The sequence below is a fragment of the Rhizobium sp. 01N48 genome, from assembly GCF_056399145.1.
The window spans coordinates 133,192-154,740 of sequence record NZ_JBFTQT010000010.1; the positions used below are offsets into that span (position 1 = coordinate 133,192).

Annotated in this window: 21 protein-coding genes; 11 read left to right on the forward strand and 10 right to left on the reverse strand. The window is 60.8% G+C overall.

All coding sequences use genetic code 11. The features are described from left to right. Positions 1–6: 6 nt before the first annotated feature. Complete coding sequence (locus tag AC1DOG_RS19005; RefSeq protein WP_477930225.1) at positions 7–1,167, reverse strand: hypothetical protein; 1,161 nt, start codon at positions 1,165–1,167, stop codon at positions 7–9. 116 nt (positions 1,168–1,283) lie between these two features. Further along, on the reverse strand, positions 1,284–1,880 hold the full coding sequence (locus tag AC1DOG_RS19010) for a DUF1134 domain-containing protein (protein ID WP_477930227.1): 597 nt from the start codon (positions 1,878–1,880) through the stop codon (positions 1,284–1,286). Positions 1,881–2,065: 185 nt separating this feature from the next. On the opposite strand from AC1DOG_RS19010, the gene chpT reads away from it, so the two are divergent. Together chpT and AC1DOG_RS19020 are read left to right on the forward strand one after the other, a co-directional pair. After that, positions 2,066–2,716, forward strand: a complete 651-nt coding sequence (gene chpT, locus AC1DOG_RS19015) for a histidine phosphotransferase ChpT (protein WP_477930229.1) — start codon at positions 2,066–2,068, stop codon at positions 2,714–2,716. Positions 2,717–2,843: 127 nt separating this feature from the next. Continuing rightward, a complete protein-coding gene (locus AC1DOG_RS19020; RefSeq protein ID WP_018897077.1) occupies positions 2,844–3,206 on the forward strand; it encodes a response regulator in 363 nt (120 codons plus the stop codon). Positions 3,207–3,341: 135 nt separating this feature from the next. On the opposite strand, the gene ctrA is transcribed toward AC1DOG_RS19020, so the two are convergent. Further along, positions 3,342–4,043, reverse strand: coding sequence for a response regulator transcription factor CtrA (gene ctrA, locus AC1DOG_RS19025; RefSeq protein ID WP_003542362.1), 702 nt, complete (start codon positions 4,041–4,043; stop codon positions 3,342–3,344). Positions 4,044–4,483: 440 nt separating this feature from the next. Here ctrA and AC1DOG_RS19030 point away from each other — a divergent pair, with 440 nt between their 5' ends. Next, positions 4,484–4,834 carry a hypothetical protein gene (locus AC1DOG_RS19030; RefSeq protein ID WP_018897078.1) on the forward strand — a complete coding sequence of 117 codons (351 nt, stop codon included), beginning with the start codon at positions 4,484–4,486 and terminating at the stop codon, positions 4,832–4,834. A gap of 111 nt (positions 4,835–4,945) precedes the next feature. Here the strand turns inward: AC1DOG_RS19030 and AC1DOG_RS19035 are convergent, their stop codons facing one another. After that, positions 4,946–5,224, reverse strand: a complete 279-nt coding sequence (locus AC1DOG_RS19035) for a GNAT family N-acetyltransferase (RefSeq protein ID WP_113008332.1) — start codon at positions 5,222–5,224, stop codon at positions 4,946–4,948. 313 nt (positions 5,225–5,537) lie between these two features. Then, positions 5,538–5,813, reverse strand: coding sequence for a CtrA inhibitor SciP (sciP, locus tag AC1DOG_RS19040; protein WP_007533628.1), 276 nt, complete (start codon positions 5,811–5,813; stop codon positions 5,538–5,540). A 398-nt stretch (positions 5,814–6,211) separates the two neighbouring features. Here sciP and AC1DOG_RS19045 point away from each other — a divergent pair, with 398 nt between their 5' ends. Continuing rightward, positions 6,212–6,949 carry a LuxR C-terminal-related transcriptional regulator gene (locus AC1DOG_RS19045; protein WP_477930232.1) on the forward strand — a complete coding sequence of 246 codons (738 nt, stop codon included), beginning with the start codon at positions 6,212–6,214 and terminating at the stop codon, positions 6,947–6,949. 5 nt (positions 6,950–6,954) lie between these two features. Here AC1DOG_RS19045 and AC1DOG_RS19050 read toward each other — a convergent pair whose 3' ends face one another. Continuing rightward, the gene (locus AC1DOG_RS19050) at positions 6,955–7,992 is read right to left on the reverse strand and encodes a DUF2793 domain-containing protein (RefSeq protein ID WP_477930234.1); all 1,038 of its coding nucleotides are present in this window, start codon (positions 7,990–7,992) and stop codon (positions 6,955–6,957) included. Between the two features lie 126 nt (positions 7,993–8,118). After that, positions 8,119–8,901 (reverse strand): 3'(2'),5'-bisphosphate nucleotidase CysQ, encoded by a 783-nt coding sequence (gene cysQ, locus AC1DOG_RS19055; protein ID WP_477930333.1) that lies wholly within the window; start codon positions 8,899–8,901, stop codon positions 8,119–8,121. Between the two features lie 379 nt (positions 8,902–9,280). On the opposite strand from cysQ, the gene AC1DOG_RS19060 reads away from it, so the two are divergent. The 7 genes from AC1DOG_RS19060 (at position 9,281) to AC1DOG_RS19090 (ending at position 15,949) form a co-directional block, all read left to right on the forward strand. Beyond that, positions 9,281–10,183, forward strand: coding sequence for a branched-chain amino acid ABC transporter permease (locus tag AC1DOG_RS19060; RefSeq protein WP_113008329.1), 903 nt, complete (start codon positions 9,281–9,283; stop codon positions 10,181–10,183). A gap of 4 nt (positions 10,184–10,187) precedes the next feature. After that, complete coding sequence (gene livM / locus AC1DOG_RS19065; protein ID WP_047514563.1) at positions 10,188–11,579, forward strand: high-affinity branched-chain amino acid ABC transporter permease LivM; 1,392 nt, start codon at positions 10,188–10,190, stop codon at positions 11,577–11,579. Then, positions 11,579–12,451, forward strand: a complete 873-nt coding sequence (locus AC1DOG_RS19070) for an ABC transporter ATP-binding protein (protein ID WP_026282746.1) — start codon at positions 11,579–11,581, stop codon at positions 12,449–12,451. The genes livM and AC1DOG_RS19070 overlap by 1 nt, the downstream gene beginning before the upstream one ends. Then, entirely contained in the window at positions 12,451–13,179 is a 729-nt protein-coding gene (locus AC1DOG_RS19075; RefSeq protein WP_018897087.1) for an ABC transporter ATP-binding protein, read from the forward strand. Before AC1DOG_RS19070 ends, AC1DOG_RS19075 begins: the two co-directional genes overlap by 1 nt. A gap of 24 nt (positions 13,180–13,203) precedes the next feature. Continuing rightward, positions 13,204–13,557: a DUF6867 family protein gene (locus AC1DOG_RS19080; protein WP_018897088.1), complete on the forward strand. Its 354-nt coding sequence runs from the start codon at positions 13,204–13,206 to the stop codon at positions 13,555–13,557. A gap of 119 nt (positions 13,558–13,676) precedes the next feature. Beyond that, a complete protein-coding gene (locus AC1DOG_RS19085) occupies positions 13,677–14,801 on the forward strand; it encodes a branched-chain amino acid ABC transporter substrate-binding protein (RefSeq protein ID WP_047514557.1) in 1,125 nt (374 codons plus the stop codon). Between the two features lie 179 nt (positions 14,802–14,980). Then, positions 14,981–15,949, forward strand: coding sequence for a 2-hydroxyacid dehydrogenase (locus AC1DOG_RS19090; RefSeq protein WP_477930238.1), 969 nt, complete (start codon positions 14,981–14,983; stop codon positions 15,947–15,949). A gap of 6 nt (positions 15,950–15,955) precedes the next feature. On the opposite strand, the gene AC1DOG_RS19095 is transcribed toward AC1DOG_RS19090, so the two are convergent. The 3 genes from AC1DOG_RS19095 to AC1DOG_RS19105 form a co-directional block, all read right to left on the reverse strand. Next, positions 15,956–17,140, reverse strand: a complete 1,185-nt coding sequence (locus AC1DOG_RS19095) for an acyltransferase family protein (RefSeq protein ID WP_477930240.1) — start codon at positions 17,138–17,140, stop codon at positions 15,956–15,958. A gap of 108 nt (positions 17,141–17,248) precedes the next feature. After that, entirely contained in the window at positions 17,249–18,145 is an 897-nt protein-coding gene (locus tag AC1DOG_RS19100) for a response regulator (protein ID WP_477930242.1), read from the reverse strand. Beyond that, positions 18,138–21,524 (reverse strand): hybrid sensor histidine kinase/response regulator, encoded by a 3,387-nt coding sequence (locus AC1DOG_RS19105; RefSeq protein WP_477930244.1) that lies wholly within the window; start codon positions 21,522–21,524, stop codon positions 18,138–18,140. Before AC1DOG_RS19105 ends, AC1DOG_RS19100 begins: the two co-directional genes overlap by 8 nt. Positions 21,525–21,549 lie beyond the last annotated feature (25 nt).

Genomic DNA, 21,549 nt, shown 5'->3' on the forward strand with positions numbered 1-21,549 from the left:
GCTAGGTTAGCCGGGCTGCGACAGGATCGTGGCGGCGCGCTGGGCGAGGTCGATGCGCTCACCTTCCTTCGTTTCCGCCGTCTCCGGCAGCAGCTCGCGGATCGGCGAGGCCTTGCCTTCGTTGATGGCGGTGAGGGCCACCATGTCGGCCGCGATGGTCGCGATCTCTTCGCGGATCGCGCCGTCATTGGAGGTGTTCAGCCTGGCGGCGAGGATTTCCTCGGAAACGGCTGCGCTGCGGGCGCGCACTTCTTCTGCGAGGCGGGCTGCGACCGCGGCGGTGTCGAGTTCTGAGATCGGGGCTTCTTCCGGCACGGGCTTTTCCTGCGGCGGGATGAGAACGAGGGGCGCGAGGCCCGCCGAGCGAAGCGCGCGGTTTGCCTTGCGCATGTCGGCATTGGTGGCCTTCACCTGATCCTTGAGCTTGGTCAGATCCTGCTGCCGGCGCGTCAGAAGCGCTTCCTTGTCGGCAAGGGTCGCCTTGTCGCGCTCGGCGCGGTCTTCCAGGCGCAGAACAGCGTGTTCCTGCTGGGTCAGCTTCTGTTCGGCATCCTTGGCGCGCTTCTGCAGCAGGCCGACGTCCTGGCGAAGCTCGTCGCGCTCGGTGCGCAATCCGCTGTGCTTGAAATTCAGGTTCTCGAGCTCGGTCTCGCGCGCGGCCATGTCGATCTTCAGATTGTCGGTCTGCTCGACGATCTTGTTCAGGCGGATACGAAGCGCGTCGAGTTCGCCTTCCTTGGCGGCACTGGCCTGCTCGGCGATGTGCAGGCTCGTCTTCAGCTGGCTGATATAGTTTTCGTCCTTGCGCAGATGCGAGCGCAGCTCGGCGGCCTCGACGCTCATGTCGGCGATCTGGGCCTGAAGCGCGCTGATCTCGGAGGCGAAGTGGCCGGCGTCGCGGGCGATCTGGTCGTGCTTCAATTGCAGCGACATCGACTTTTCGCGTTCGCGAATCAGATCCTGCGTGGTGCGGGCGTTTTCGGCGGCATAAAGCGCGCGGACCATGTCCTTTTGCGCGCGCACTTCCTGGGGGCTGAGCGGCATCGTCGCGCGCATGCGGTTTTCGGTGTACCAGACGATACGGCGATGAACGGCCGGCGATACGAGGAAAACCAAGAACGCCGCGGCCAGAAAGCCCAATCCGAACAAGAGCGCGTATTCGATCACGGCGAGGCCACTGCTTCCAGAAGTTGATTTGCGTCAGCCAATGATTAAGCGGCCAACGCCGTTAGGGCAAGTGGCGGATGGGTCACGGCGACACAGAGTTCGCCGTGACGATGATATCAGAAGGGGTTCCAGGTCGGATTTGGGGTAATCTTGATATAGCCGACGTTGAGGCCGAGGCGGGCGCCGACGCCCGTGCGGATCGGCACGACGAGAACGTTGTTGTTCTTGAGCAGGGTCATGCCGAAGCCGGCGATGACGAAGGCCTGGCCGCTGACGCCGCCGAAGCGGGCATAGATCGCGTCTGTCGAGGGCAGGTCGTAAACCAGCATCATGACGCGCGTGCCCTGGCCACCGTAGTCGATGCCGAGCGAGGGGCCCTGCCAGTAGAGCGGATGCTCGCCTGCGTTCTTGGTGTTGAGCTGGCCTTCGCCATAGGTCAGGCCGGCGATGAAGGCGCCGGAGCCTTCCTGGCCGAGAATGTAGCCGTTCGGCAAGCCGTACTTCTGGAAGGCGGCCTCGACCGCCTTGGCAAGGCCGCCGCTGGTGGAGCCGAAGAAGGAATGTCCGGCGTCGACGATTTCTTGAACCGAGTATTGATCATTCCTGGCTTGCTGAGCCGCGGCCTGGGTCGCGACGAGCATCAGGCACGAAATCGCGAGCAGTGATACCCGCCGGCAGTCGGCCAGGAATCTTCCTAGGATTGAGGGGCGCATGGTGTCATCCGTTCATCATGGTCGATACATGGAGCCGTTTCCGGCGTTTCTATCATTTTGCGCGGATGGTCTTAACAATCGGTTTACCAAATATGGTGTCATTATGGCGCCGAGTACGCTCGCAAACTTCGTGCAATGATGAAGCAATATGTGTGGCGGAATGAATCACCGCCCTCTTGGAGACAATGATGTCGAAGAATCCAAACCTTACCCTGACCGGCCCAGATTTGGCCGCGCTTCTCTGCAGCCGTGTTTGCCATGACGTCATCTCGCCCGTTGGCGCGATCAACAACGGCCTTGAGCTTCTCGACGAGGGCGGCGCCGATGCAGACGCCATGGATCTTATCCGCACCAGCGCGCTGAACGCCTCGGTTCGTCTCAAATTCGCACGCCTTGCCTTCGGCGCTTCCGGCTCCGTCGGCGCTTCGATCGACACCGGCGAAGCCGAGCGCGCCGCCAAGGACTTCGCCGCCGCCGAGAAGAAGACCGAAGTGGTCTGGAACGGACCGCGCGCCATCATCGCGAAGAACCGCGTCAAGCTGCTGCTGAACCTGTTCCTGGTTGCCTATTCTTCCATTCCGCGCGGTGGTCAGATCGATATCACGCTTGAGAACCCGGAATTCGACGCCAAGTTCAAGCTCGTTGCCAAGGGCAAGCTGATGCGCCTGCCGCCGAAGTTCGTGGAGATTTCGACCGGTGAGATCGAAGAAGCGATCGACGCCCACACGATCCAGCCTTATTACGCAGTGCTGCTCGCGGAAGAGTGCGGCATGAAGCTTGGCCATAGCGCCAGCGCCGAAGAGATCGTCTTCACCGCCGAAGTCATTCCGGGCTGATCTAAAACAGCGCCGGGATAGATTCCCGGCACATTGCTTGTATCGAAGTAATACTTCCTTAGCCGAATGTTTCTATCCTTGCCCGTGAAGATGCCAGCCGGGACAGAAGCTGGGCAATGGAGCAGCAATGCAAAGGTTCATGATCACCGATTCGTCGGACGTCGTTCGTAAGGTCGGGAAGCGGATTCTCTCCGAACTCGACTTCATGGTCAGTGAAGCCTCCAGCGCCAGCGAAGCATTGTCCCATTGCCAGGTGGAACTGCCCGATTACCTGATCGTCGATTCGTCCATGGATGGAGCGCTTGATCTGATCGTGGCGGTTCGCGCCATGGAAGGCGGCAAAGAGGTCAAGATCTACTATTGCGTGATCGAGGCCGACCTGAAGAAGCTGATGATGGGCAAGCGGGCAGGGGCCACGGACTTCCTGCTGAAGCCCTTCGACCGCAAGATCCTGACCGCGGTGTTCGGCAATCGCGCCATCGCCGCCTGATATTCCCATTCGATCCACATGCAAAAGCCGCCTTCGGGGCGGCTTTTGTCGTTCCGGACTTATTCCCAGGCACAAAAAATCCCGCCATGAAGGCGGGATTTTAGGGATGATCGGCGTAGGGACCGAAATCGGATATCAGGCTGTTTCGGCGTATTCGGCACCGTCAGGCTCGCGCAGAACGTAGCCGCGGCCCCAGACGGTTTCGATGTAGTTTGCGCCGCCGGCAGCGTTTGCAAGCTTCTTGCGCAGCTTGCAGATGAAGACGTCGATGATCTTCAGTTCCGGCTCGTCCATGCCGCCGTAAAGGTGGTTCAGGAACATTTCCTTGGTGAGGGTCGTGCCCTTGCGGAGCGAAAGCAGCTCCAGCATCTGGTATTCCTTGCCCGTCAGGTGAACGCGCTGGCCACCGACTTCGACGGTCTTGGCGTCGAGGTTGACGATCAGTTCGCCGGTCATGATGACCGACTGGGCGTGGCCCTTGGAACGACGGACGATCGCATGGATGCGAGCAACCAGTTCGTCCTTGTGGAAAGGCTTGGTCATGTAGTCGTCGGCGCCGAAGCCGAGACCGCGAACCTTGTCCTCGATGCCGGCCATGCCGGAGAGGATCAGGATCGGTGTTTTAACCTTGGACAGACGGAGAGTGCGGAGCACTTCATATCCGGACATGTCTGGAAGGTTGAGATCAAGAAGGATGATATCATAATCATACAACTTGCCGAGATCGACGCCTTCTTCACCAAGATCGGTGGTGTAGACGTTGAAACTTTCTGACTTGAGCATCAGTTCGATGCTCTGCGCTGTCGCGCTGTCATCTTCGATGAGTAGTACCCGCATTCTTATCCCCTTTACCGCCGCCGAAAGGTGGTCTGGCCCCTACGCGATACAGAAATGTCACTGCGTGATTTGGAAGCTGCCACGAAATGGTTAACAAATTCTGATTCACTCTGGCAAGAGGTAATCAATTTATTAAATATTTTGTCCATTCCGCTGTTTTCCAACGAGAATCCGCAAGGCCCTCTTCTCAACTGTTACATTAAGAAAGGCCGGCAAGCGATTCATTCGACTCACCAATGAAACGGACCGGAAATCGCGTAGTTGTGTTTACCGACCCTTAAATCATCGGCACTATCATTAACGATGCCCGTAAACGAAAGGTTACCAGCGGTAGGTTTTTGTTAACGCCGAGGGAAATTTTTTGGGCAAGTCGCATGACAGCGGCAGCTAATGGGCGGTTTCAAGTGAAGCCGGGGTCTCGCATCACTGGAGTAATGCGTATGAAGTCGCGTGAGAGCCTAGTTCGTCTGAAAGAGTTTCAGGTGAACGAAAAGCGTCGTCAGCTGCAGCAGTTGCAGATGATGATGTCTGAATTTGACCGTATGACGAAGGATCTGGAGAGCCAGATCGTCGTCGAGGAAAAGAAGTCCGGCATTTCCGACCCGAATCACTTCGCCTATCCCACCTTCGCGAAGGCAGCACGCCAGCGCGCGGACAATCTTCAGGTTTCGATCAAGGAACTGAGGATGCAGGAAGAGGCCTTGGAGCAGACGCTCGAAGAGATGCAGGCGGAATATGCACGCGCTGCCGCGCTCGAAGAGCGCGACGGGGCGGTTCGGGCAAGAGCCTAAGCCAGGATGATCGATGCCTTCGGGCATCTGGGGTGTCATCTCATAAAAGCCATGCATGACGGGCGTGCTGTCCGTCATACATGGCTTTTGGCGTTTCTCGACTTCAGAAGATCAGTTGATAACGTCGCGCCATTCTTCATGGCGAAGCGCCTGCGCCTTGAAGAAGGGGCAGAGCGGAATGATCTTCCATCCACCGGTTCTGGCGGCTTCGACCGCATGCAGCGCCAGCGCCTGGCCGACGCCCTTGCCGCGCAGCGCATCCGGAACACCGGTGTGATCGATGATGATGAGCGTCGGCGATGTGCGGGAATAGGTCATTTCGGCCTGATGGCCTTCGAGCTCGGCGACGTAGCGGCCGCCCGATGCGTTTTCTTCGTTGGTGATCTTCATCCCGACTGCCTTCCTTTCGATTGCGTTAAAGCAAACGTGCCATGGCGCCGGCGCAAAGCAAAGGCCGCTCAAGGTGACGCATTGTTCGATGAAAGGGGAGGCAGGTGGTTCGGCGTTTGCGAAAAGAAAATGTCGAGCCTTGCTCGCGCAGCCGTTGTCCGAGTGGTCTTTGTGGACGGTGGCCGCGCTTCAGAGCGTCGGTTCAGTTCGGCAATGAGATAAACGCCGGAAAGCAGCAAAAGCTTCGGGCCGGCGTCACATCCTGCGATGTGCGGTCGGCCCGAACTGAAATGGAATCAACTTCAATAATTAATCAATGGCGATACTGCTGGATGCGCGTGGTGCGCAGGCCGGCAAGACCATGGCTATTGATGGATGACTGCCAGGAGAGAAACTCCTCGACGGTCAGGGTATAGCGTTCGCAAGCTTCTTCCAAGCTCAACAGGCCACCGCGCACAGCTGCGACAACCTCTGCCTTACGGCGAATTACCCAGCGCCGAGTATTCGGCGGCGGCAAATCCGCAATCGTCAGCGGGCTGCCATCGGGGCCGATGACATATTTCACTCGGGGACGTATCATTTCGGTCATTGGACTCTCTACACAACTCAAGACCACGAGAGCCACTCTAGCTTGTCACATTTAAAAATTGCCTAAACGCGTCGTAAGACTTTGATAATAAATTTAACCGCGTCGCATGATGGCGCTGGCGCGCGCTTCGCGCACGGCTTCCCTTGCGTAAATTTGTCATAAGTGCATGGGAGCCATGCACAATGAATATTAGTTGTCTGATCCTCATCAAACTATAAGCCTCCCCAGGGGCAGATAGAACGTCGCGTGTCGTCGCGATTGTTGTTTTTGCGTGCGTTGGGAATAGAATGTCAGGCTTCGCATAACGTCGAAGCGGCCGTTTTTTCTTTTCCTATACTTTGATTGTTGCTGCCAGAAGGCCGTTTTCAGGCAAGTTTAGCCTTTGAAGGACGAAATCGATGCGGAATGAAGAACGCGCCGTTCAAGACGGCGCGGCGAATATTGTTTTTTTATCGTCAGAGAAGTCCAGTCCATCGCCGGTTGATCCCAAGGAGCGCCTCGCGCGTCTCGCGAAAGCGGCGGGTTTCAACCACTATTTGTTCGCGGGTTTTCCCCATGGCGACAATGGCGGCTTTGCGGGAAACCATATTTTCAGCAACTGGCCCGACAGCCTCGTTGCCGCCTATGACGAAGATGACCTGTTTCACAATAGTGCGCTTGTCTCGGAACTCAGGAAATCGAGCCTGCCGGTTTCGTTTGGTGTCGGTGCCTTCGAAAGCAGCGTGACCAACCCGAAGAACGGGCGGATCACCGAGCGGTTTCGCGAGCTCGGATTTCGCCGGACATTTGCTTTCGTGCTGCATGACGCCGATCGACAGCCCTATATTTTCGCGTTTTCGGGCGCGCGGGCGGATCTTTCGCGCGAGGAGGCGATGGCGCATGTGTTCAGCGCCATGGAATTCCTCGACGTCTATGCGCGCCTGCAGGTGACCGAGCAACCGCTGGAGAGCCTCAGCAGCCGCGAGATCGAATGCTTGCGCTGGTCGGCGGCGGGCAAGAGCAGTGATGAGATCGCCATCATACTCGAGCTGTCGCCGCACACCGTGGTCGGATATCTGAAAAGCGCGATGCGCAAGCTCGATTCCGTCAATCGGATGCAGGCGGTTGCCCGGGCCTTCCGCTACCGCCTGCTGTAACCCGTTCAGAGCATGACGGCGCAGAGTTCGGTCTTCGCCGGTCCGAATTCGTATTGCGCCGTGCCGCTGTGAAGCAATGCAAGCCAATCGCCCTGATTCAGCCAGACGATCGTCGTCGTGTTTTGCCGGGCCGGCGATGCTGAGGCCGGGCCGCTCGCGCTGGCGACGACCGTCGCGCCGTTGATCTCGATCGCCACACCGTGGCCTGATGAGGTGAGGGTGCTCACGGAAAGCGACAGCAGATAGAAGCCGTCTGCCGGGACGATCAGCCGTGCGCCGGAGCCAGACGGCACGGCGGCGCCGAGTTCGAAGCCGCCTTGCTCGGCATGCAAATCCGTGAAGCCGGTGCGGCTTGCTGTTGGTGGAGACGCTGTGCCGGCAGCGGGCGATGCCCGCACGATCGGCCGCGAGGGCATGCGCACCACGCCATCCGGCGCCACGACGAGCGCCGTCGACCAATCATTGCCATCGCCGCTGACCTTGATCGAAAACGCATCGCTTCCCGCAAGCCCCATCTCGGCGCGGCCCGACCAATTCGTCTGAAAGAGCAGCGTGCCTGTTTGAGACGGGTCGGCCTTGTTGATCTTCAGCTGATGGCCTTGTCCTGCATGGGTGAAAAGGCTGGCCGCTGAGGCGACCGCCAGCCGGTTGATCGCGTCGGCCGTCGCGTTGATGCCGATCATCGGAAGCGCGCCATCCGCATCGAGCGAGATCACGTTCCAGTTCGTGCCGTCGAAAGCACGCAGCTGGCGGGTATCGAGAAAGAAGGCGCGCCAGCCGGGGTTTGGCGAAAGATAGGCCCATGCACCATCCTGCCAGACGCAAATAAGCCCCTGCCGGTCGAGCCACGCGCCCTCGGGATCGGCGGCGACGAGGTAGCAGTCGCCTTCAACAGGTGTTTCGGGTGGTCCCTGGCGTCCGGCGAGGATGGTCAGCTGGACCACGGCGTCGAGGCGCTGCAGCGCCTCGTTGTGCGGCACGTGCTTCTGCGCCTGGGAGGGTAGGATGTAGGGCAAGGCGAGGTTGTTGGTCTGGTCCGACACGATCGAGCTCCGGTGTTCGCGGCAGGTTTCACTGCCGCAAATCGTAGGGGCGTGTCGGGAAGCGGGGACAGCGCGCGGGAGCCAGCGCTGATTTCAAAGGGAAATTTGTGAGAAATATCCCCGTGCTCAAAGCCTTGGCGCGTTGCCCCATGAGATGAAATCGGGGTTGGCGAAATCCGCGTCGTGGGCCTGTCGGGTCTTGCCGTAGGTGAGGGGGCGGCCGTCGAGGGTCACGGTGCAGCCGCCTGCCGCGCGCAGGATGGCATCGCCGGCCGCGGTGTCCCACTCCATCGTGCGGGTAAAGCGCGGATAGACGTCCGCTTCCCCTTCCGCGAGAAGACAGAATTTCAGCGACGAGCCGATATTCTTGCACTCCGAGATGGCCTGCTCGGCCAGGAAACGCGCGGTCTGCGGGCTGTTATGCGAACGGCTAGCGAGTGCGGTGCGTTCGGCCTTGGCGAGGCGCACATTGATCGGCAACCGCTTTTCGACACGAAAGTCCGGTCCGACATGCAGCTTCTCGGCCGTGCCGTTCTCGCCGAGAAAGGCGACACCCAGCGCGGGCGCGAAGACGATGCCGGCGGCCGGGTGGCCATCGACGATGAAGGCGATGTTGACGGTGAATTCCGGCCGCTTGTCGACGAATTCGCGCGTGCCATCAAGCGGATCGACCAGGAAGAATGACGAGCCGACCGCCGGCACGATGCCGGCCGCGACCGATTCTTCGGCGATGACCGGAATATCGGGGAAATCGCGATAGAGATGCGCCAGAATGATCCGCTCGGCCTGCTCGTCGGCGATCGTCACTGGGCTGTTGTCGGCCTTGCTGGCCGCCGTGCAGCCGGCGCGGTACACATCCATGATCGCCTTGCCGGCCTCAAGGGCGGCGCGTTCAAACGTTTCGAGCATCGCGGGTCGGTTCGATCCCTTCTCCATCATGCTTCTCATATAGTCGTTTTCACGCTTCATTGCACCGCCGGTCGACCGTCGCAAAAGGACGCAGGTGTGGTTTGACGATTTTCCATCCATCAGCGAAGGGTAAAGATCATAGGGAAAAGTGAATTTGCGGTGAAAAGTGGCGTCGGAGGCCGGATTGTGTTGAAAAAATCAACTTTTTGAACTCGAAAAAGTCATTTTCACCAAAACGGCAAAGAACTTTGGAGCTTTGAAATTTTACACTTCCCTTTTGCCTTGAAAGCAGTATGAAATCTTTAATCAAGGGCTCAACAAGGGCTCGAATAACAAGAGACGCAGGCTTTTCACGGTTCTGTGTCCAGGGGAAAGACATATGGAATATTTTGTCCAGCAGCTCATCAATGGGCTGACTCTTGGATCCATCTATGGCCTCGTGGCTATCGGCTATACGATGGTTTACGGCATCATCGGCATGATCAACTTCGCTCACGGCGATATTTTCATGATCGGTGGCTTCGCCGCCCTTATCGTCTTTCTCGTCCTCACATCGATTTTTGCTGGTTTGCCGGTCGCGGTTCTGCTGTTGGCAATGCTGCTTATCGCGATGCTGATGACGAGTTTGTGGAATTGGACGATCGAGCGCGTCGCTTATCGCCCGCTGCGCGGTTCGTTCCGCCTGGCGCCGCTGATCACCGCGATCGGCATGTCGATCGTGCTGTCGAACTTCATCCAGGTGACGCAGGGTCCGCGCAACAAGCCGATCCCGCCGCTGATCAGCAGCGTCTATAACATTGGTGGTGTCACCATCTCGCTGAAGCAGATCGTGATCATCATCATCACGGCCGTGCTGCTCACCGTCTTCTGGTATCTCGTCAATCACACGGCGCTTGGCCGCGCGCAGCGCGCCACCGAGCAGGACCGCAAGATGGCGGCGCTGCTGGGCGTCAACGTCGACAAGACGATTTCGGTGACCTTCATCATGGGCGCCGCACTCGCTGCCGTCGCCGGCACGATGTACCTGATGTACTACGGCGTGGTGAACTTCAACGACGGCTTCGTGCCTGGCGTCAAGGCGTTCACGGCGGCCGTTCTCGGCGGTATCGGTTCTCTTCCGGGCGCCGTTCTCGGTGGTCTGATGATCGGCCTGATCGAAAGCCTGTGGTCGGCCTACTTCACCATCGCCTACAAGGATGTGGCGACCTTCGCCATCCTCGCTTTCGTGCTGATCTTCAAGCCGACAGGTATCCTGGGCCGGCCGGAAGTCGAGAAGGTTTAAGATCATGGCAAATGTTGAAAACGCCCCTGGCAAGCCCGCATCCGGACTTGTCCAGAAGGGTATTAAAGAAGCTATCTTCGCAGCCGTTATCTCCTTCGGCATGTTCGTTCTCTATGTCGGTCTCGGCACGCAGCAGAACATCAGCAACGAACTCGTCGTCGTTCAGCGCTGGGGCCTGCTTGCGATCTTCGTCGCCATCGCGGCGGTCGGCCGGTTCGCGATCGTGGTGTTCCTGCGTCCGCATCTCGATGCCCGCAAGCTTGCCAAGGCGCGCAGCGGCGAGCTCGACATCTCCGACAAGAAGGGCTTCTTCCACGCCCACTTCCTGAAGATCGCGCTTCTGGCGCTGGTGCTCTATCCCGTCGTCATCGTGGCGCTGGTCGGTGCGCAGGGCTCGCTGAAGTGGGTCGACAACTTCGGTATCCAGATCCTGATCTACGTGATGCTGGCCTGGGGCCTCAACATCGTCGTCGGTCTCGCCGGTCTGCTCGATCTCGGTTATGTCGCCTTCTACGCGGTCGGCGCCTATTCCTACGCGCTGCTCTCCAGCTATTTCGGCCTGTCCTTCTGGGTTCTTCTGCCGCTGTCGGGCATTCTCGCCGGTCTCTGGGGCATCATCCTCGGCTTCCCGGTGCTGCGTCTGCGCGGCGACTACCTGGCGATCGTGACGCTGGCCTTCGGCGAAATCATCCGCCTGGTGATCATCAACTGGACGGATCTGACCAAGGGCACGTTCGGTATCGCCAGCATTCCGAAGGCAACGCTGTTCGGCATTCCGTTCGATGCCAGCCCTCACGGCTTCGCCAAGCTGTTCCACCTGCCGATCTCTTCGGCCTACTACAAGATCTTCCTCTTCTATCTGATCCTGGCGCTGTGCCTTCTGACGGCCTACGTGACGATCCGCCTGCGCCGCATGCCGATCGGCCGTGCGTGGGAAGCGCTTCGCGAAGACGAAATCGCCTGCCGTTCGCTCGGCATCAACACGGTGACGACCAAGCTCACGGCTTTTGCCACGGGCGCGATGTTCGGTGGCTTCGCCGGCTCCTTCTTCGCCGCTCGTCAGGGCTTCGTCTCGCCTGAATCCTTCGTGTTCCTTGAATCGGCCGTCATCCTCGCCATCGTCGTTCTCGGCGGCATGGGTTCGCTGACCGGCATCGCGATCGCGGCGATCGTCATGATCGGCGGTACGGAAATGCTGCGCGAAATGGAGTTCCTGAAGCTCATCTTCGGACCCGACTTCACGCCTGAACTCTACCGCATGCTGCTCTTTGGTCTGGCGATGGTCGTCGTCATGCTGATCAAGCCGCGCGGCTTCGTCGGATCGCGTGAGCCGACGGCGTTCCTGAAAGAACGGAAATCGGTATCGGGAAGCTTCACCAAGGAGGGCCACGGCTGATGAGCCCTCAGGAAACCAACATGTCCAGCGATACCCTGCTCAAGGTCGAGCACCTGTCGATGAAGTTCGGCGGCCTGATGGCCATCAACGACTTCTCGTTCGAGGCCAAGCGCGGCGAGATCACCGCGCTGATCGGCCCGAACGGCGCCGGCAAGACCACCGTGTTCAATTGCATCACCGGTTTCTACAAGCCGACCATGGGCATGATCACCATGCGCCACAAGGACGGCAGGGAACATCTGCTTGAGCGTCTGCCGGACTTTCGCATCACCCGCGAAGCCAAGGTCGCCCGCACGTTCCAGAACATCCGTTTGTTCTCGGGCCTGACGGTGCTTGAAAACCTTCTGGTCGCGCAGCACAACAAGCTGATGCTGGCATCGGGCTACACCATTCTCGGCCTGCTCGGGATCGGTCGCTACAGCGCGGAAGCGAAGAACGCGATCGAGCTTGCCCGCTACTGGCTGGAGAAGGCCGATCTGATCGATCGCGCCGACGATCCCGCCGGCGACCTCCCATATGGCGCTCAGCGTCGTCTGGAAATCGCGCGCGCCATGTGCACAGGACCGGAACTGCTCTGCTTGGACGAGCCGGCCGCCGGTCTCAACCCGAAGGAATCGCTGACGCTGAACACGCTTCTGCGCGGTATCCGCGACGAGGGCACGTCGCTGCTCCTGATCGAGCATGACATGTCCGTGGTCATGGAAATTTCAGACCACGTCGTCGTGCTCGAATACGGCCAGAAGATTTCCGATGGCACGCCAGACCATGTGAAGAACGATCCGAAGGTCATCGCGGCCTATCTCGGTGTCGAAGACGAGGAAGTGGAACAGGTGATCGCAGACGTCGAAAACCTCGAAGGAGGTACGCACTGATGACCGGTCAACCACTTCTCAAGGTCGAGGGTGTTGAAACCTATTACGGCAACATTCGCGCGCTCGCCGGTATCGATGTCCACGTTAACCAGGGCGAAATCGTCAGCCTGATCGGCGCCAACGGCGCCGGCAAGTCGACGCTAATGATGACGATCTGCGGCAGCCCGCAGGCGCGCGCCGGCAAGGTCATCTTCGAGGGCCGCGACATCACCAAGATGCCGACCCACGAGATCGCCCGTCTGCGCATTGCGCAGTCACCAGAGGGACGCCGCATTTTCCCGCGCATGAGCGTGATGGAAAACCTGCAGATGGGCGCCGGGCTCGACAACCTGAAATACTTCAAGGAAGACGTCGAGAAGATCTTCGCGATGTTCCCGCGTCTCAAGGAGCGCCAGACGCAGCGCGGCGGCACGCTTTCGGGCGGCGAGCAGCAGATGCTGTCGATCGGCCGCGCGCTGATGGCCCGCCCGAAGCTTTTGCTTCTCGACGAGCCGTCGCTCGGTCTCGCACCGCTGATCGTCAAGGGCATCTTCGAGGCGATCAAGAAGCTGAACAAGGATGAGGGGCTCACCGTGTTCCTCGTCGAGCAGAACGCATTCGCGGCGCTGAAGCTGTCCGACCGGGCCTATGTCATGGTCAACGGCAAGGTGACGATGTCGGGCTCCGGCCAGGAACTGCTCGCCAATCCTGAAGTTCGCGCCGCCTATCTCGAAGGCGGACGGCATTGAGCATGACGAAGGGGAGACTTTGATATGCAGGGACTTTTCTTTGAAGGCGATACCGGCGTTCGCAGCGTCATCCGCCTGATCGTCGTGTTGATCGGCTTCTGGACCGCGTGGCGTTCGGGCAAGGCTGCTGCCGATGGCTGGAGCGATTATCCAATCGTCATCGGCTACAGCGTGCTTCTGGCGGCCGCGATGCAGTTTCTGCATCATGCGCTGTTCGACGGGCCGGTGCTGAGCGTGTTCTATTACGCCATCGACTTCGTCCTTCTCCTGATCTTCGCGACGGCAGGATACCGCTATCGCCGGACCAATCAGATGGTCAATAATTACTACTGGCTCTACGAAAAGACGTCGCCCTTCTCCTGGAAGGCAAAACATTGACAGCCGGTTGAATCTAGGGACAAATTACCTCTCCGAGTGGAACAGGTTTCCCAGCGCAGTAAAGTGGGTGATGCGCTGGGTAATGGAACGGAACCCGCTAAAAAACTGGGAGTAACATAATGAAGAAGTCTCTTCTGTCGGCAGTGGCTCTGACGGCGATGGTCGCCTTCAGCAGCAACGCTTGGGCCGACATCACGGTTGCCGTTGCTGGTCCGCTGACCGGCCCGAACGCTGCGTTCGGCGCACAGCTCCAGAAGGGTGCCGAGCAGGCAGCTGCCGACATCAACGCTGCTGGCGGCATCAATGGCGAGCAGATCAAGATCGTGCTCGGCGACGACGTGTCCGACCCGAAGCAGGGTATCTCGGTTGCCAACAAGTTCGCAGCTGACGGCGTCAAGTTCGTCATCGGCCACTTCAACTCGGGCGTTTCGATCCCGGCTTCCGAAGTTTACGCTGAAAACGGCATCCTCGAAATCACGCCGGCTGCGACCAACCCGCAGTTCACCGAGCGTGGTCTGTGGAACACGTTCCGTACTTGCGGTCGCGACGACCAGCAGGGCGGCATCGCCGGCAAGTATCTCGCCGACCACTTCAAGGACGCCAAGATCGCTGTCGTTCACGACAAGACCCCATACGGCCAGGGCCTCGCTGACGAAACCAAGAAGGCCATGAATGCCGCTGGTCTCACCGAAGTCATGTACGAAGGCATCAACGTCGGCGACAAGGACTTCTCGGCCCTCATCGCCAAGATGAAGGAAGCCGGCGTTTCGATCATCTACTGGGGTGGTCTCCACACCGAAGCTGGTCTGATCATCCGCCAGGCCGCCGACCAGGGCCTGAAGGCAACGCTCGTATCGGGTGACGGTATCGTTTCGAACGAACTGGCATCGATCGCTGGTGACGCAGTCGCCGGCACGCTGAACACGTTCGGCCCGGACGCAACGCTGAACCCCGACAACAAGGCACTCGTCGAGAAGTTCAAGGCTGCCGGCTTCAACCCGGAAGCTTACACGCTGTACTCCTACGCCGCGATGCAGACGATCGCTGAAGCTGCCAAGGCAGCTGCTTCGACCGACGCTGAAGCCGTTGCCGCAGCGATGAAGGCCAAGGGTCCGTTCAAGACCGTTCTCGGCGAAATCTCGTTCGACGAAAAGGGCGACCCGAAGATCCCAGGCTACGTCATGTACGAATGGAAGAAGGGCCCGGACGGCAAGTTCTCCTACTTCCCGCAGGACGCGAAGTAAGAACTTTCGTTCTCACCTTGGAAGCCCGGTCTCGCGCCGGGCTTCTTTCGTTTTGGCAACAATGCGAACCGCCCGGCCGCTTACCGGTCTTGCGATCGAGGACGATCCGGTTACGATCGCCGGCGAATTCAACAGGTTGCCGCCGATCGGCGCGTAGCCGCAGACGAGACGGATACGCCATGCCCCGCCCCAAGATTCTCCTCACGCGCCGCTGGCCCTCCGCCGTCGAGGCCGTTCTTGCCGAACGCTTCGACGCGACCTTCAACACCGACGACCTGCCGATGTCGCCCGAAGCCATCGCGGAGGCGCTGCGCACCCACGACGCCGTGCTGCCAACCGTGTCCGACAAGCTTCCGGCGTCGGTTTTCGAAGGCGAAATCCGGGCCAAGGTGCTCGGCAATTTCGGGGTCGGCTACAACCACATCGACATCGCCGCGGCGAAGGCCAAAGGCATCGTGGTGACCAATACGCCTGGTGTGCTCACCGATTGCACCGCCGATATCGCGATGCTGCTCCTCCTTTCGATCGCGCGCCGTGGCGGGGAGGGCGAGCGACAGATCCGGGCTGGAGAGTGGAAGGGCTGGTGCCCCACGCATATGATCGGCAGCAAGGTTACGGGCAAGACGGTGGGGATCATCGGCTTCGGGCGCATCGGCAAGGCCTTCGCCCAACGCTGCCATTTCGGTTTCGGCATGGACGTGGTGTTCTACAACCGCTCGACGGTCGATGCGGCGGAAGCGGCGCGATATGGCGCGCGGCAGCTCGCGACCGTGGAAGAGGTGCTGGCGGCGAGTGATTTCGTGTCGCTGCATTGCCCGGGAGGTGCGGAGAACCGGCACCTGATGAATGCAGCCCGTTTCGCGGCGATGAAGCCTGGTGCTTATCTGATCAATACGGCGCGCGGTGATGTGGTCGACGAGGCGGCGCTGGTTGCGGCGCTTGAGAATGGTGTGATCCGTGGCGCCGGCCTCGACGTCTACGAGGCGGAGCCGCAAGTGCCGGAGAAGCTGCGCGTGATGGAGAATGTGGTTCTGCTGCCGCATCTCGGTAGTGCTACGGAAGAGACGCGCAACGCGATGGGGATGAAGGTGGTGGACAACATCACCGCCTTCTTCGAGCGACGCGAGCCGCCGGACCGGGTGGCCTGATACAGCCTACCGCTGCGCGCCGACGGTCTTGCGCTCGCCCGAGGGACCACGCGGTTTGGCCTCAAGGCCGAAGAGCAGGCGCGCGCGGCCGGGGATGAAGTCCACCGCGATGGCGAAGAGGCTCGACAGCACGAAGGTCGCGGCGGCGATGATGATGAAGCTCGGCACGGCGGGCAGGCCGAGCGGCAGCACATAATAGAGCGCGCCGACGATCACGGTCTGGTGGATAATGTAAAGCGGGAAGACGAGCCTGTTGACCGTGACCAGCCGCGCATCCGGCTGGTTGAAATGACGGGCGGCGAAGCCGATCAGGGTCAGGGTCATCGACCAGGCAAGCAGGAAGATCGCGGCCTTGAAGAGCGGGGTTTCATCGGCGTAGCTGCCGATTGCCCGCTCGGCCGGGGCAAGCCAGGCGAAGGCGTAGAGGAACACCGTCACGGCCAGCGCGATCGCGGCGCTGATAAAGCGCTTGGCGATGATCGGCTCGATCAGGCTGCGATGATTGCGGGCGACGAGGAAGCCGAGGCCGAACCAGCTCGCCCAGACCGCGAACCAGGCGCCGTCATTATAAAGCGCATTGGTTTCCTTGGGGTAGAAGGGCGTCAAGGCCAGGTTGAGAAGCAGCGGCAGCAGGAAGAAGAGATAGATGGCGCCCGACTTCGCGACACGCTCGAACCAGGCCATGGTCGCGTTGCCCTGATGGCTGAGATAGAGGAAGATCGGGTAGCAGATCACCGACATCACAAGCAGATAGGCGACGAACCACATGTGCGCCCAGGTGAAGTTGCCGGTCGGATAGCGGCCCTCGGTGAAATAGCGCGTCAGCCAGAAATTGATGAGCGAGCCGTCATAGCCAGTCTCGTACATGCGCTCGTACCAGACCTGCGGCACGACGAGGACGGCCATGGCGAAGAGCAGGGGGACGAGCAGGCGGACGGTGCGCTTGCGCAGGAAGGCGAGGCTGGAATCCGAGCGGAACGAGAAGGCAGCCCCCATGCCTGACACGAAGAACAGCAGCGCCAGCCGCCAGGCGCGGGGGAATTCCATGATCAGCGAGAGCGCCGGGCTGGTGCGATCGCTATGGATCAGCCAGCCCATGTCGGTGAAGAAGGCCGCCGAGGAGTGATAGAGGATCAGGATCGCGAAGGCGGAAATCCGCAGCCGATCCACATAATAAAGCCTGTCCTTCATGACCTGCCGGATATCATCTTGATGCCATGCCCAGCTTGCGGGCGTCGCTCAAGGATATCCGTGTGTGCTTTCTAAAGTGTGAGCGGCTTTTTTGCTGTCAGGGCTCACCTACGTCTCATGCAACACATGCGCCGCCTTGACCGCCGCCGAGGCGCGGTTTTCGACGCCGAGTTTGACGTAGATTTGCTCCAGGTGCTTGTTCACCGTACGGGCGGAAAGGCCGAGAATTTCGCCGATGTCGCGGTTGGCCTTTCCCTTGGCGATCCAGAGCAGCACCTCGGATTCGCGGTGGGTGAGCGCGAAGCGCTGGCGCAGCACCTGGTCGTCGGCGCGCTGGCTGGCGGTGAGGCGGAAGAGATATTCGTCGGGGCCGATCGTGCCGAGGAACGCGAGCTGCAGCACGTCCTGGCCGCCATGGGCGACAGCGATGGTGGCGGCGGTGCGGTCCTTCATCCAGGCGGCGATGGTCGAGATCACGGTGTCCATGCCATCGTCGCTGCCCATGGCGGCGTTGACGAGGCGGGTGGCCTGGGGCGTCGACCAGTGGATGTTGCCATCGCCCTTGACCGCCAGCAGATGGCGGCCGGCGGCGTCGAGTGCCACGCGGGCGCTCTGGGCGGAGCGGGCGTTCTTTAGGTGCACGCCTATGCGGGCGCGGAGTTCGTCGATGTTGATCGGCTTGCTGAGATAATCGACGCCGCCGGAGCCTAGCGCGTGGACGACGTGTTCGGTCTCGGTCAGCCCGGTCATGAAGATGACGGGGATCTGGCTGATCGCCGGGTTGGCCTTCAGCCGCCGGCAGGTCTCGAAGCCGTCCATGGTGGGCATCACGGCGTCGAGCAGGATCAGGTCCGGCGTGATGCGCTCGACGATGTTGAGTGCTGCTGAACCGGAGGTCGCGATCAGGACGGAGAAGCCGGATTGCTCCAGCGCATCGGTGAGAAAGCCGAGCGCTTCCGGCGAGTCGTCGACTAGGAGAACGATGTCGCGCGGGAGTTCAGCCAATGTGTTCCACCTTTTCGTCGAAGCGGTGCAGGAAGGTCATGAAGCCGTTCAGGTCGAAGGCGGCGACATAGGATCGAAGTTCCTCGGTAAATGGCTGATTTGCCTCCACCTTGGCAAGGTCGGCGAGCTTGGCCTCGATACCCCTGATGTAGCCGATCTCGCCGAGACGCAGCAGTTCCTGCACATGCGCGTCGCCCGGGCTTTGCAGGACCTGCTCGGTCTTCTTGGGTGCCACGGGAGCCGCTTCGGCGTAGAGCCATTTCAGGCCGAGGTGCAGGGCGAGCTTGTCGCGCAGGCGGCGGATGTCGACCGGCTTGCCGATCGCGTCATTGTGGCTGTCGTCGCTGTCGCCATGGGCGGCGGCGTCGCCGATGTTGGCGGAGAGCATGACGATCGGTGCGGTCTGGCCGGCTTCGCGAAGGCGCGAGACCAGCTGCCAACCGTTCATGCCGGGCATCAGGATATCGACGAGGAAGAGATCGGGCTGGATGCCTTCGATCAGCGTGAGGCAATCGGTGCCGCTTGCGGCCGTCAGCACGACGAAATCGAGCGGCACGAGGATCTCGCGCATCATCTCGCGGTGGTCCTCATTGTCGTCGACGACGACGACGGTACGGCGCGGGCCGTCGTAGCTGACGATCTTCTTTTCCTGCGGCGGGGCCGCCATCTCCCGCAGCACGGCCGAGAGCATCAGGCGCACGCGGAAGGTCGAGCCCTTGTCCTTTTCGCTGGTCACGGAGATTTCGCCGCCGAGCGTGTTGGTCAGAAGCTGGGTGATCGTCAGGCCAAGGCCGAGGCCGGGCATGGGGCGGATGCTGTCGGCTTCGCCGCGCTGGAAGGGTTCATAGATGCGGCTGAGGTCCTTCTCGGCGATGCCGCGGCCGGTGTCCGTCACGGTGAAAGTCGCGACCTGGCTGCGATAGGCGACGTCGAAGGTGACGGTGCCCTCGTCGGTGAACTTGATGGCGTTGGAGAGCAGATTGACGAGGATCTGGCGCAGGCGTTTCTCGTCGGTGCGCACGAACTGGGGCAGGGCGGGGGCGCGCTGGTGGTTGAAGGTCAAACCCTTGGCGAGCGCCTGCGGCCGAAACATGTCGACGATCTGGTCGAGGAAATCCTGGATGTTGATCTCGTTGGAATAGACCTGCAGGCGGCCGGCCTCGATCTTGGAGATATCGAGCAGGCCGTCGATCAGGCCGGAGAGATGTTCGGCCGAGCGGCGGATGACCTTGATCGAGGATTGGCGCGGCGTCGGGATGGTTTCGTCGCGCTCGAGGATCTGGGCGTAGCCGAGCACGGCGTTGAGCGGCGTGCGCAGCTCGTGGCTGAGGCCGACGACATAGCGGCTCTTGGCGCGGTTGGCGGCTTCGGCGGTCTCTTTGGCGGCCTGGAGTGCGGCGTCGGTCTTCTTGTGGGCGGCGATTTCTTTCAGGAGCAGCGTGTTCTGGCGCGAGGATTCTTCCTCGGCGACGACGCGGCTGTCATGGGCGAGCACGTAGAACCAGCAGACGACGCCGGCGATGACGGCGAAGACGAAGAAGACGATCAGGATCGTGCCGTTGACGACTTCCGCTGTTGCCGGGGAGGCGGAGGAGACCTGGTGGGCGATCATGGCGAGGATGGCGCCGACTGCGGTGAGCGCCAGGATGACGGCGATGCCGTAGCGGCCGAGGCGGGTGGTGAGCTTCTGGACGATGGTTTCGGGCAGGACAGCCTTTGCGACGTAACCGACCTGTGCATTCAGGTGCGCGTTGGGCTTGCACATGTCGTGGCAGCGACTGTCGAGCGAACAGCAGAGCGAGCAGATCGGCGCGGCATAGGCGGGACACCAGGCCATGTCCTCCGGCTCGAACGGATGTTCGCAGACCGAGCAGGTGATGTTGGTCAGGTTCTTCCAGCTCTGCCGCGGCTTGCGGGCGAGGTAGAACTTGCCCTTCGTGGCCCAGGCGATCGCGGGCGAGGCGATCAGGGCGACGATGAGGGTGATGTAGGGCGCGAGCGACGCCGCGACCGTGCCGAAGGCGCCGAAATGGGCGATGAGCGCGATGGTCGCCGACAGCGTCATAGCGCCGAGGCCGACGGGGTTGATGTCGTAGAGATGGGCGCGCTTGAATTCGATGCCTGGAGGGGCAAGCCCGAGCGGCTTGTTGATGAAGAGATCGGCCGAGATGGTGCAGAGCCAGGCCATGGCGATGATCGAGAAGATGCCGAGTGTCTCTTCGAGCAGCCGGTAGATGCCGAGTTCCATCAAGAGCAGCGCGATCGCCACGTTGAACACCAGCCAGATGACGCGGCCGGGGTGGCTGTGGGTCAAACGGGAGAAGAAATTCGACCAGGCGAGCGAGCCGGCATAGGCGTTCATCACGTTGATCTTCAACTGCGAGACCATGACGAAGGCGGCCATCAGCAGCAGCGCGGCGTTGTGCCAGGGGATCATGTAGCCGAAGGCGGTGAGATACATCTGCGCCGGATCGGCGGCGCGGTCGGCGGGCACTCCTGAAGCAAAAGTGAGCACGACGAGGAAGGAGCCGGCCAGCAGCTTCGGCGCGCCGATGATGACCCAACCGGGACCGGCGAGGAAGACGGCGAGGCGGTGGCGCCACTTGGTCTGCTTTTCCGGGGGCAAGAAGCGCAGGAAGTCGGCCTGTTCGCCGATTTGCGACATCAGCGCCAGGATGACGGCCGAGGCCGCGCCGAACTCGACGAGATCGAATGGGGCGATGGTGCCGGGTGGGCCTGACGCATGGCGAATGCCGGAGAAGGCGCGCCAGAGATCGAACTTCTCCCAGTCCATCACCGCGATGAAGAGGAAGGGCAAGATGTTGAGGACGATCCAGAAGGGCTGCGTCAGAAGCTGGAACCGGCTGATCAGCCTGACCCCGTGGGTGACGAGCGGGATGACCATGACGGCGCTGATGATATAGCCGATCCAGAGCGGTATCCCAAGCGTCAGCTCCAGCGCGCCGGACATGATCGAGGCCTCGATCGCAAACAGCATGAAGGTGAAGCTTGCGTAGATCAGCGAGGTGATGGTCGAGCCGATATAGCCGAAGCTCGCGCCACGCGTCAGCAGGTCGATGTCGACGCCGTGGCGGATCGCGTAGCGGCTGATCGGCAGGCCGATGGCGAGCATGGCGATCGAGGCGACGATGATGGCGTAGAAGGCGTTGGTGGTGCCGTAGGAGAGCGTGATGGCGCCGCCGATCGCCTCCAGCGCTAGGAAGGAGATAGCGCCGATCGCGGTTTGCGAAATGCGCTGCGAGGAGAACTGCCGGGCGCTCTTGGCGGTGAAGCGCAGCGCATAGTCTTCCAGCGTCTGGTTGGCGACCCAGCGATTGTATTCGCGCCTGACCGGAATAATGCGTTGCCGCGCTGCCATGCCCGTAATCGGCCCCTTCGTTCCC

Excerpts from the sequence above, each read along its gene's own strand:
- AC1DOG_RS19010 (WP_477930227.1), bottom strand. The coding sequence starts at position 1,880 with ATGCGCCCCTCAATCCTAGGAAGATTCCTGGCCGACTGCCGGCGGGTA.
- chpT (WP_477930229.1), top strand. The coding sequence starts at position 2,066 with ATGATGTCGAAGAATCCAAACCTTACCCTGACCGGCCCAGATTTGGCC.
- AC1DOG_RS19020 (WP_018897077.1), top strand. The coding sequence starts at position 2,844 with ATGCAAAGGTTCATGATCACCGATTCGTCGGACGTCGTTCGTAAGGTC.
- ctrA (WP_003542362.1), bottom strand. The coding sequence starts at position 4,043 with ATGCGGGTACTACTCATCGAAGATGACAGCGCGACAGCGCAGAGCATC.
- AC1DOG_RS19030 (WP_018897078.1), top strand. The coding sequence starts at position 4,484 with ATGAAGTCGCGTGAGAGCCTAGTTCGTCTGAAAGAGTTTCAGGTGAAC.
- AC1DOG_RS19035 (WP_113008332.1), bottom strand. The coding sequence starts at position 5,224 with ATGAAGATCACCAACGAAGAAAACGCATCGGGCGGCCGCTACGTCGCC.
- sciP (WP_007533628.1), bottom strand. The coding sequence starts at position 5,813 with ATGACCGAAATGATACGTCCCCGAGTGAAATATGTCATCGGCCCCGAT.
- AC1DOG_RS19045 (WP_477930232.1), top strand. The coding sequence starts at position 6,212 with ATGCGGAATGAAGAACGCGCCGTTCAAGACGGCGCGGCGAATATTGTT.
- cysQ (WP_477930333.1), bottom strand. The coding sequence starts at position 8,901 with ATGCTCGAAACGTTTGAACGCGCCGCCCTTGAGGCCGGCAAGGCGATC.
- AC1DOG_RS19060 (WP_113008329.1), top strand. The coding sequence starts at position 9,281 with ATGGAATATTTTGTCCAGCAGCTCATCAATGGGCTGACTCTTGGATCC.
- livM (WP_047514563.1), top strand. The coding sequence starts at position 10,188 with ATGGCAAATGTTGAAAACGCCCCTGGCAAGCCCGCATCCGGACTTGTC.
- AC1DOG_RS19070 (WP_026282746.1), top strand. The coding sequence starts at position 11,579 with ATGAGCCCTCAGGAAACCAACATGTCCAGCGATACCCTGCTCAAGGTC.
- AC1DOG_RS19075 (WP_018897087.1), top strand. The coding sequence starts at position 12,451 with ATGACCGGTCAACCACTTCTCAAGGTCGAGGGTGTTGAAACCTATTAC.
- AC1DOG_RS19080 (WP_018897088.1), top strand. The coding sequence starts at position 13,204 with ATGCAGGGACTTTTCTTTGAAGGCGATACCGGCGTTCGCAGCGTCATC.
- AC1DOG_RS19085 (WP_047514557.1), top strand. The coding sequence starts at position 13,677 with ATGAAGAAGTCTCTTCTGTCGGCAGTGGCTCTGACGGCGATGGTCGCC.
- AC1DOG_RS19090 (WP_477930238.1), top strand. The coding sequence starts at position 14,981 with ATGCCCCGCCCCAAGATTCTCCTCACGCGCCGCTGGCCCTCCGCCGTC.
- AC1DOG_RS19095 (WP_477930240.1), bottom strand. The coding sequence starts at position 17,140 with ATGAAGGACAGGCTTTATTATGTGGATCGGCTGCGGATTTCCGCCTTC.
- AC1DOG_RS19105 (WP_477930244.1), bottom strand. The coding sequence starts at position 21,524 with ATGGCAGCGCGGCAACGCATTATTCCGGTCAGGCGCGAATACAATCGC.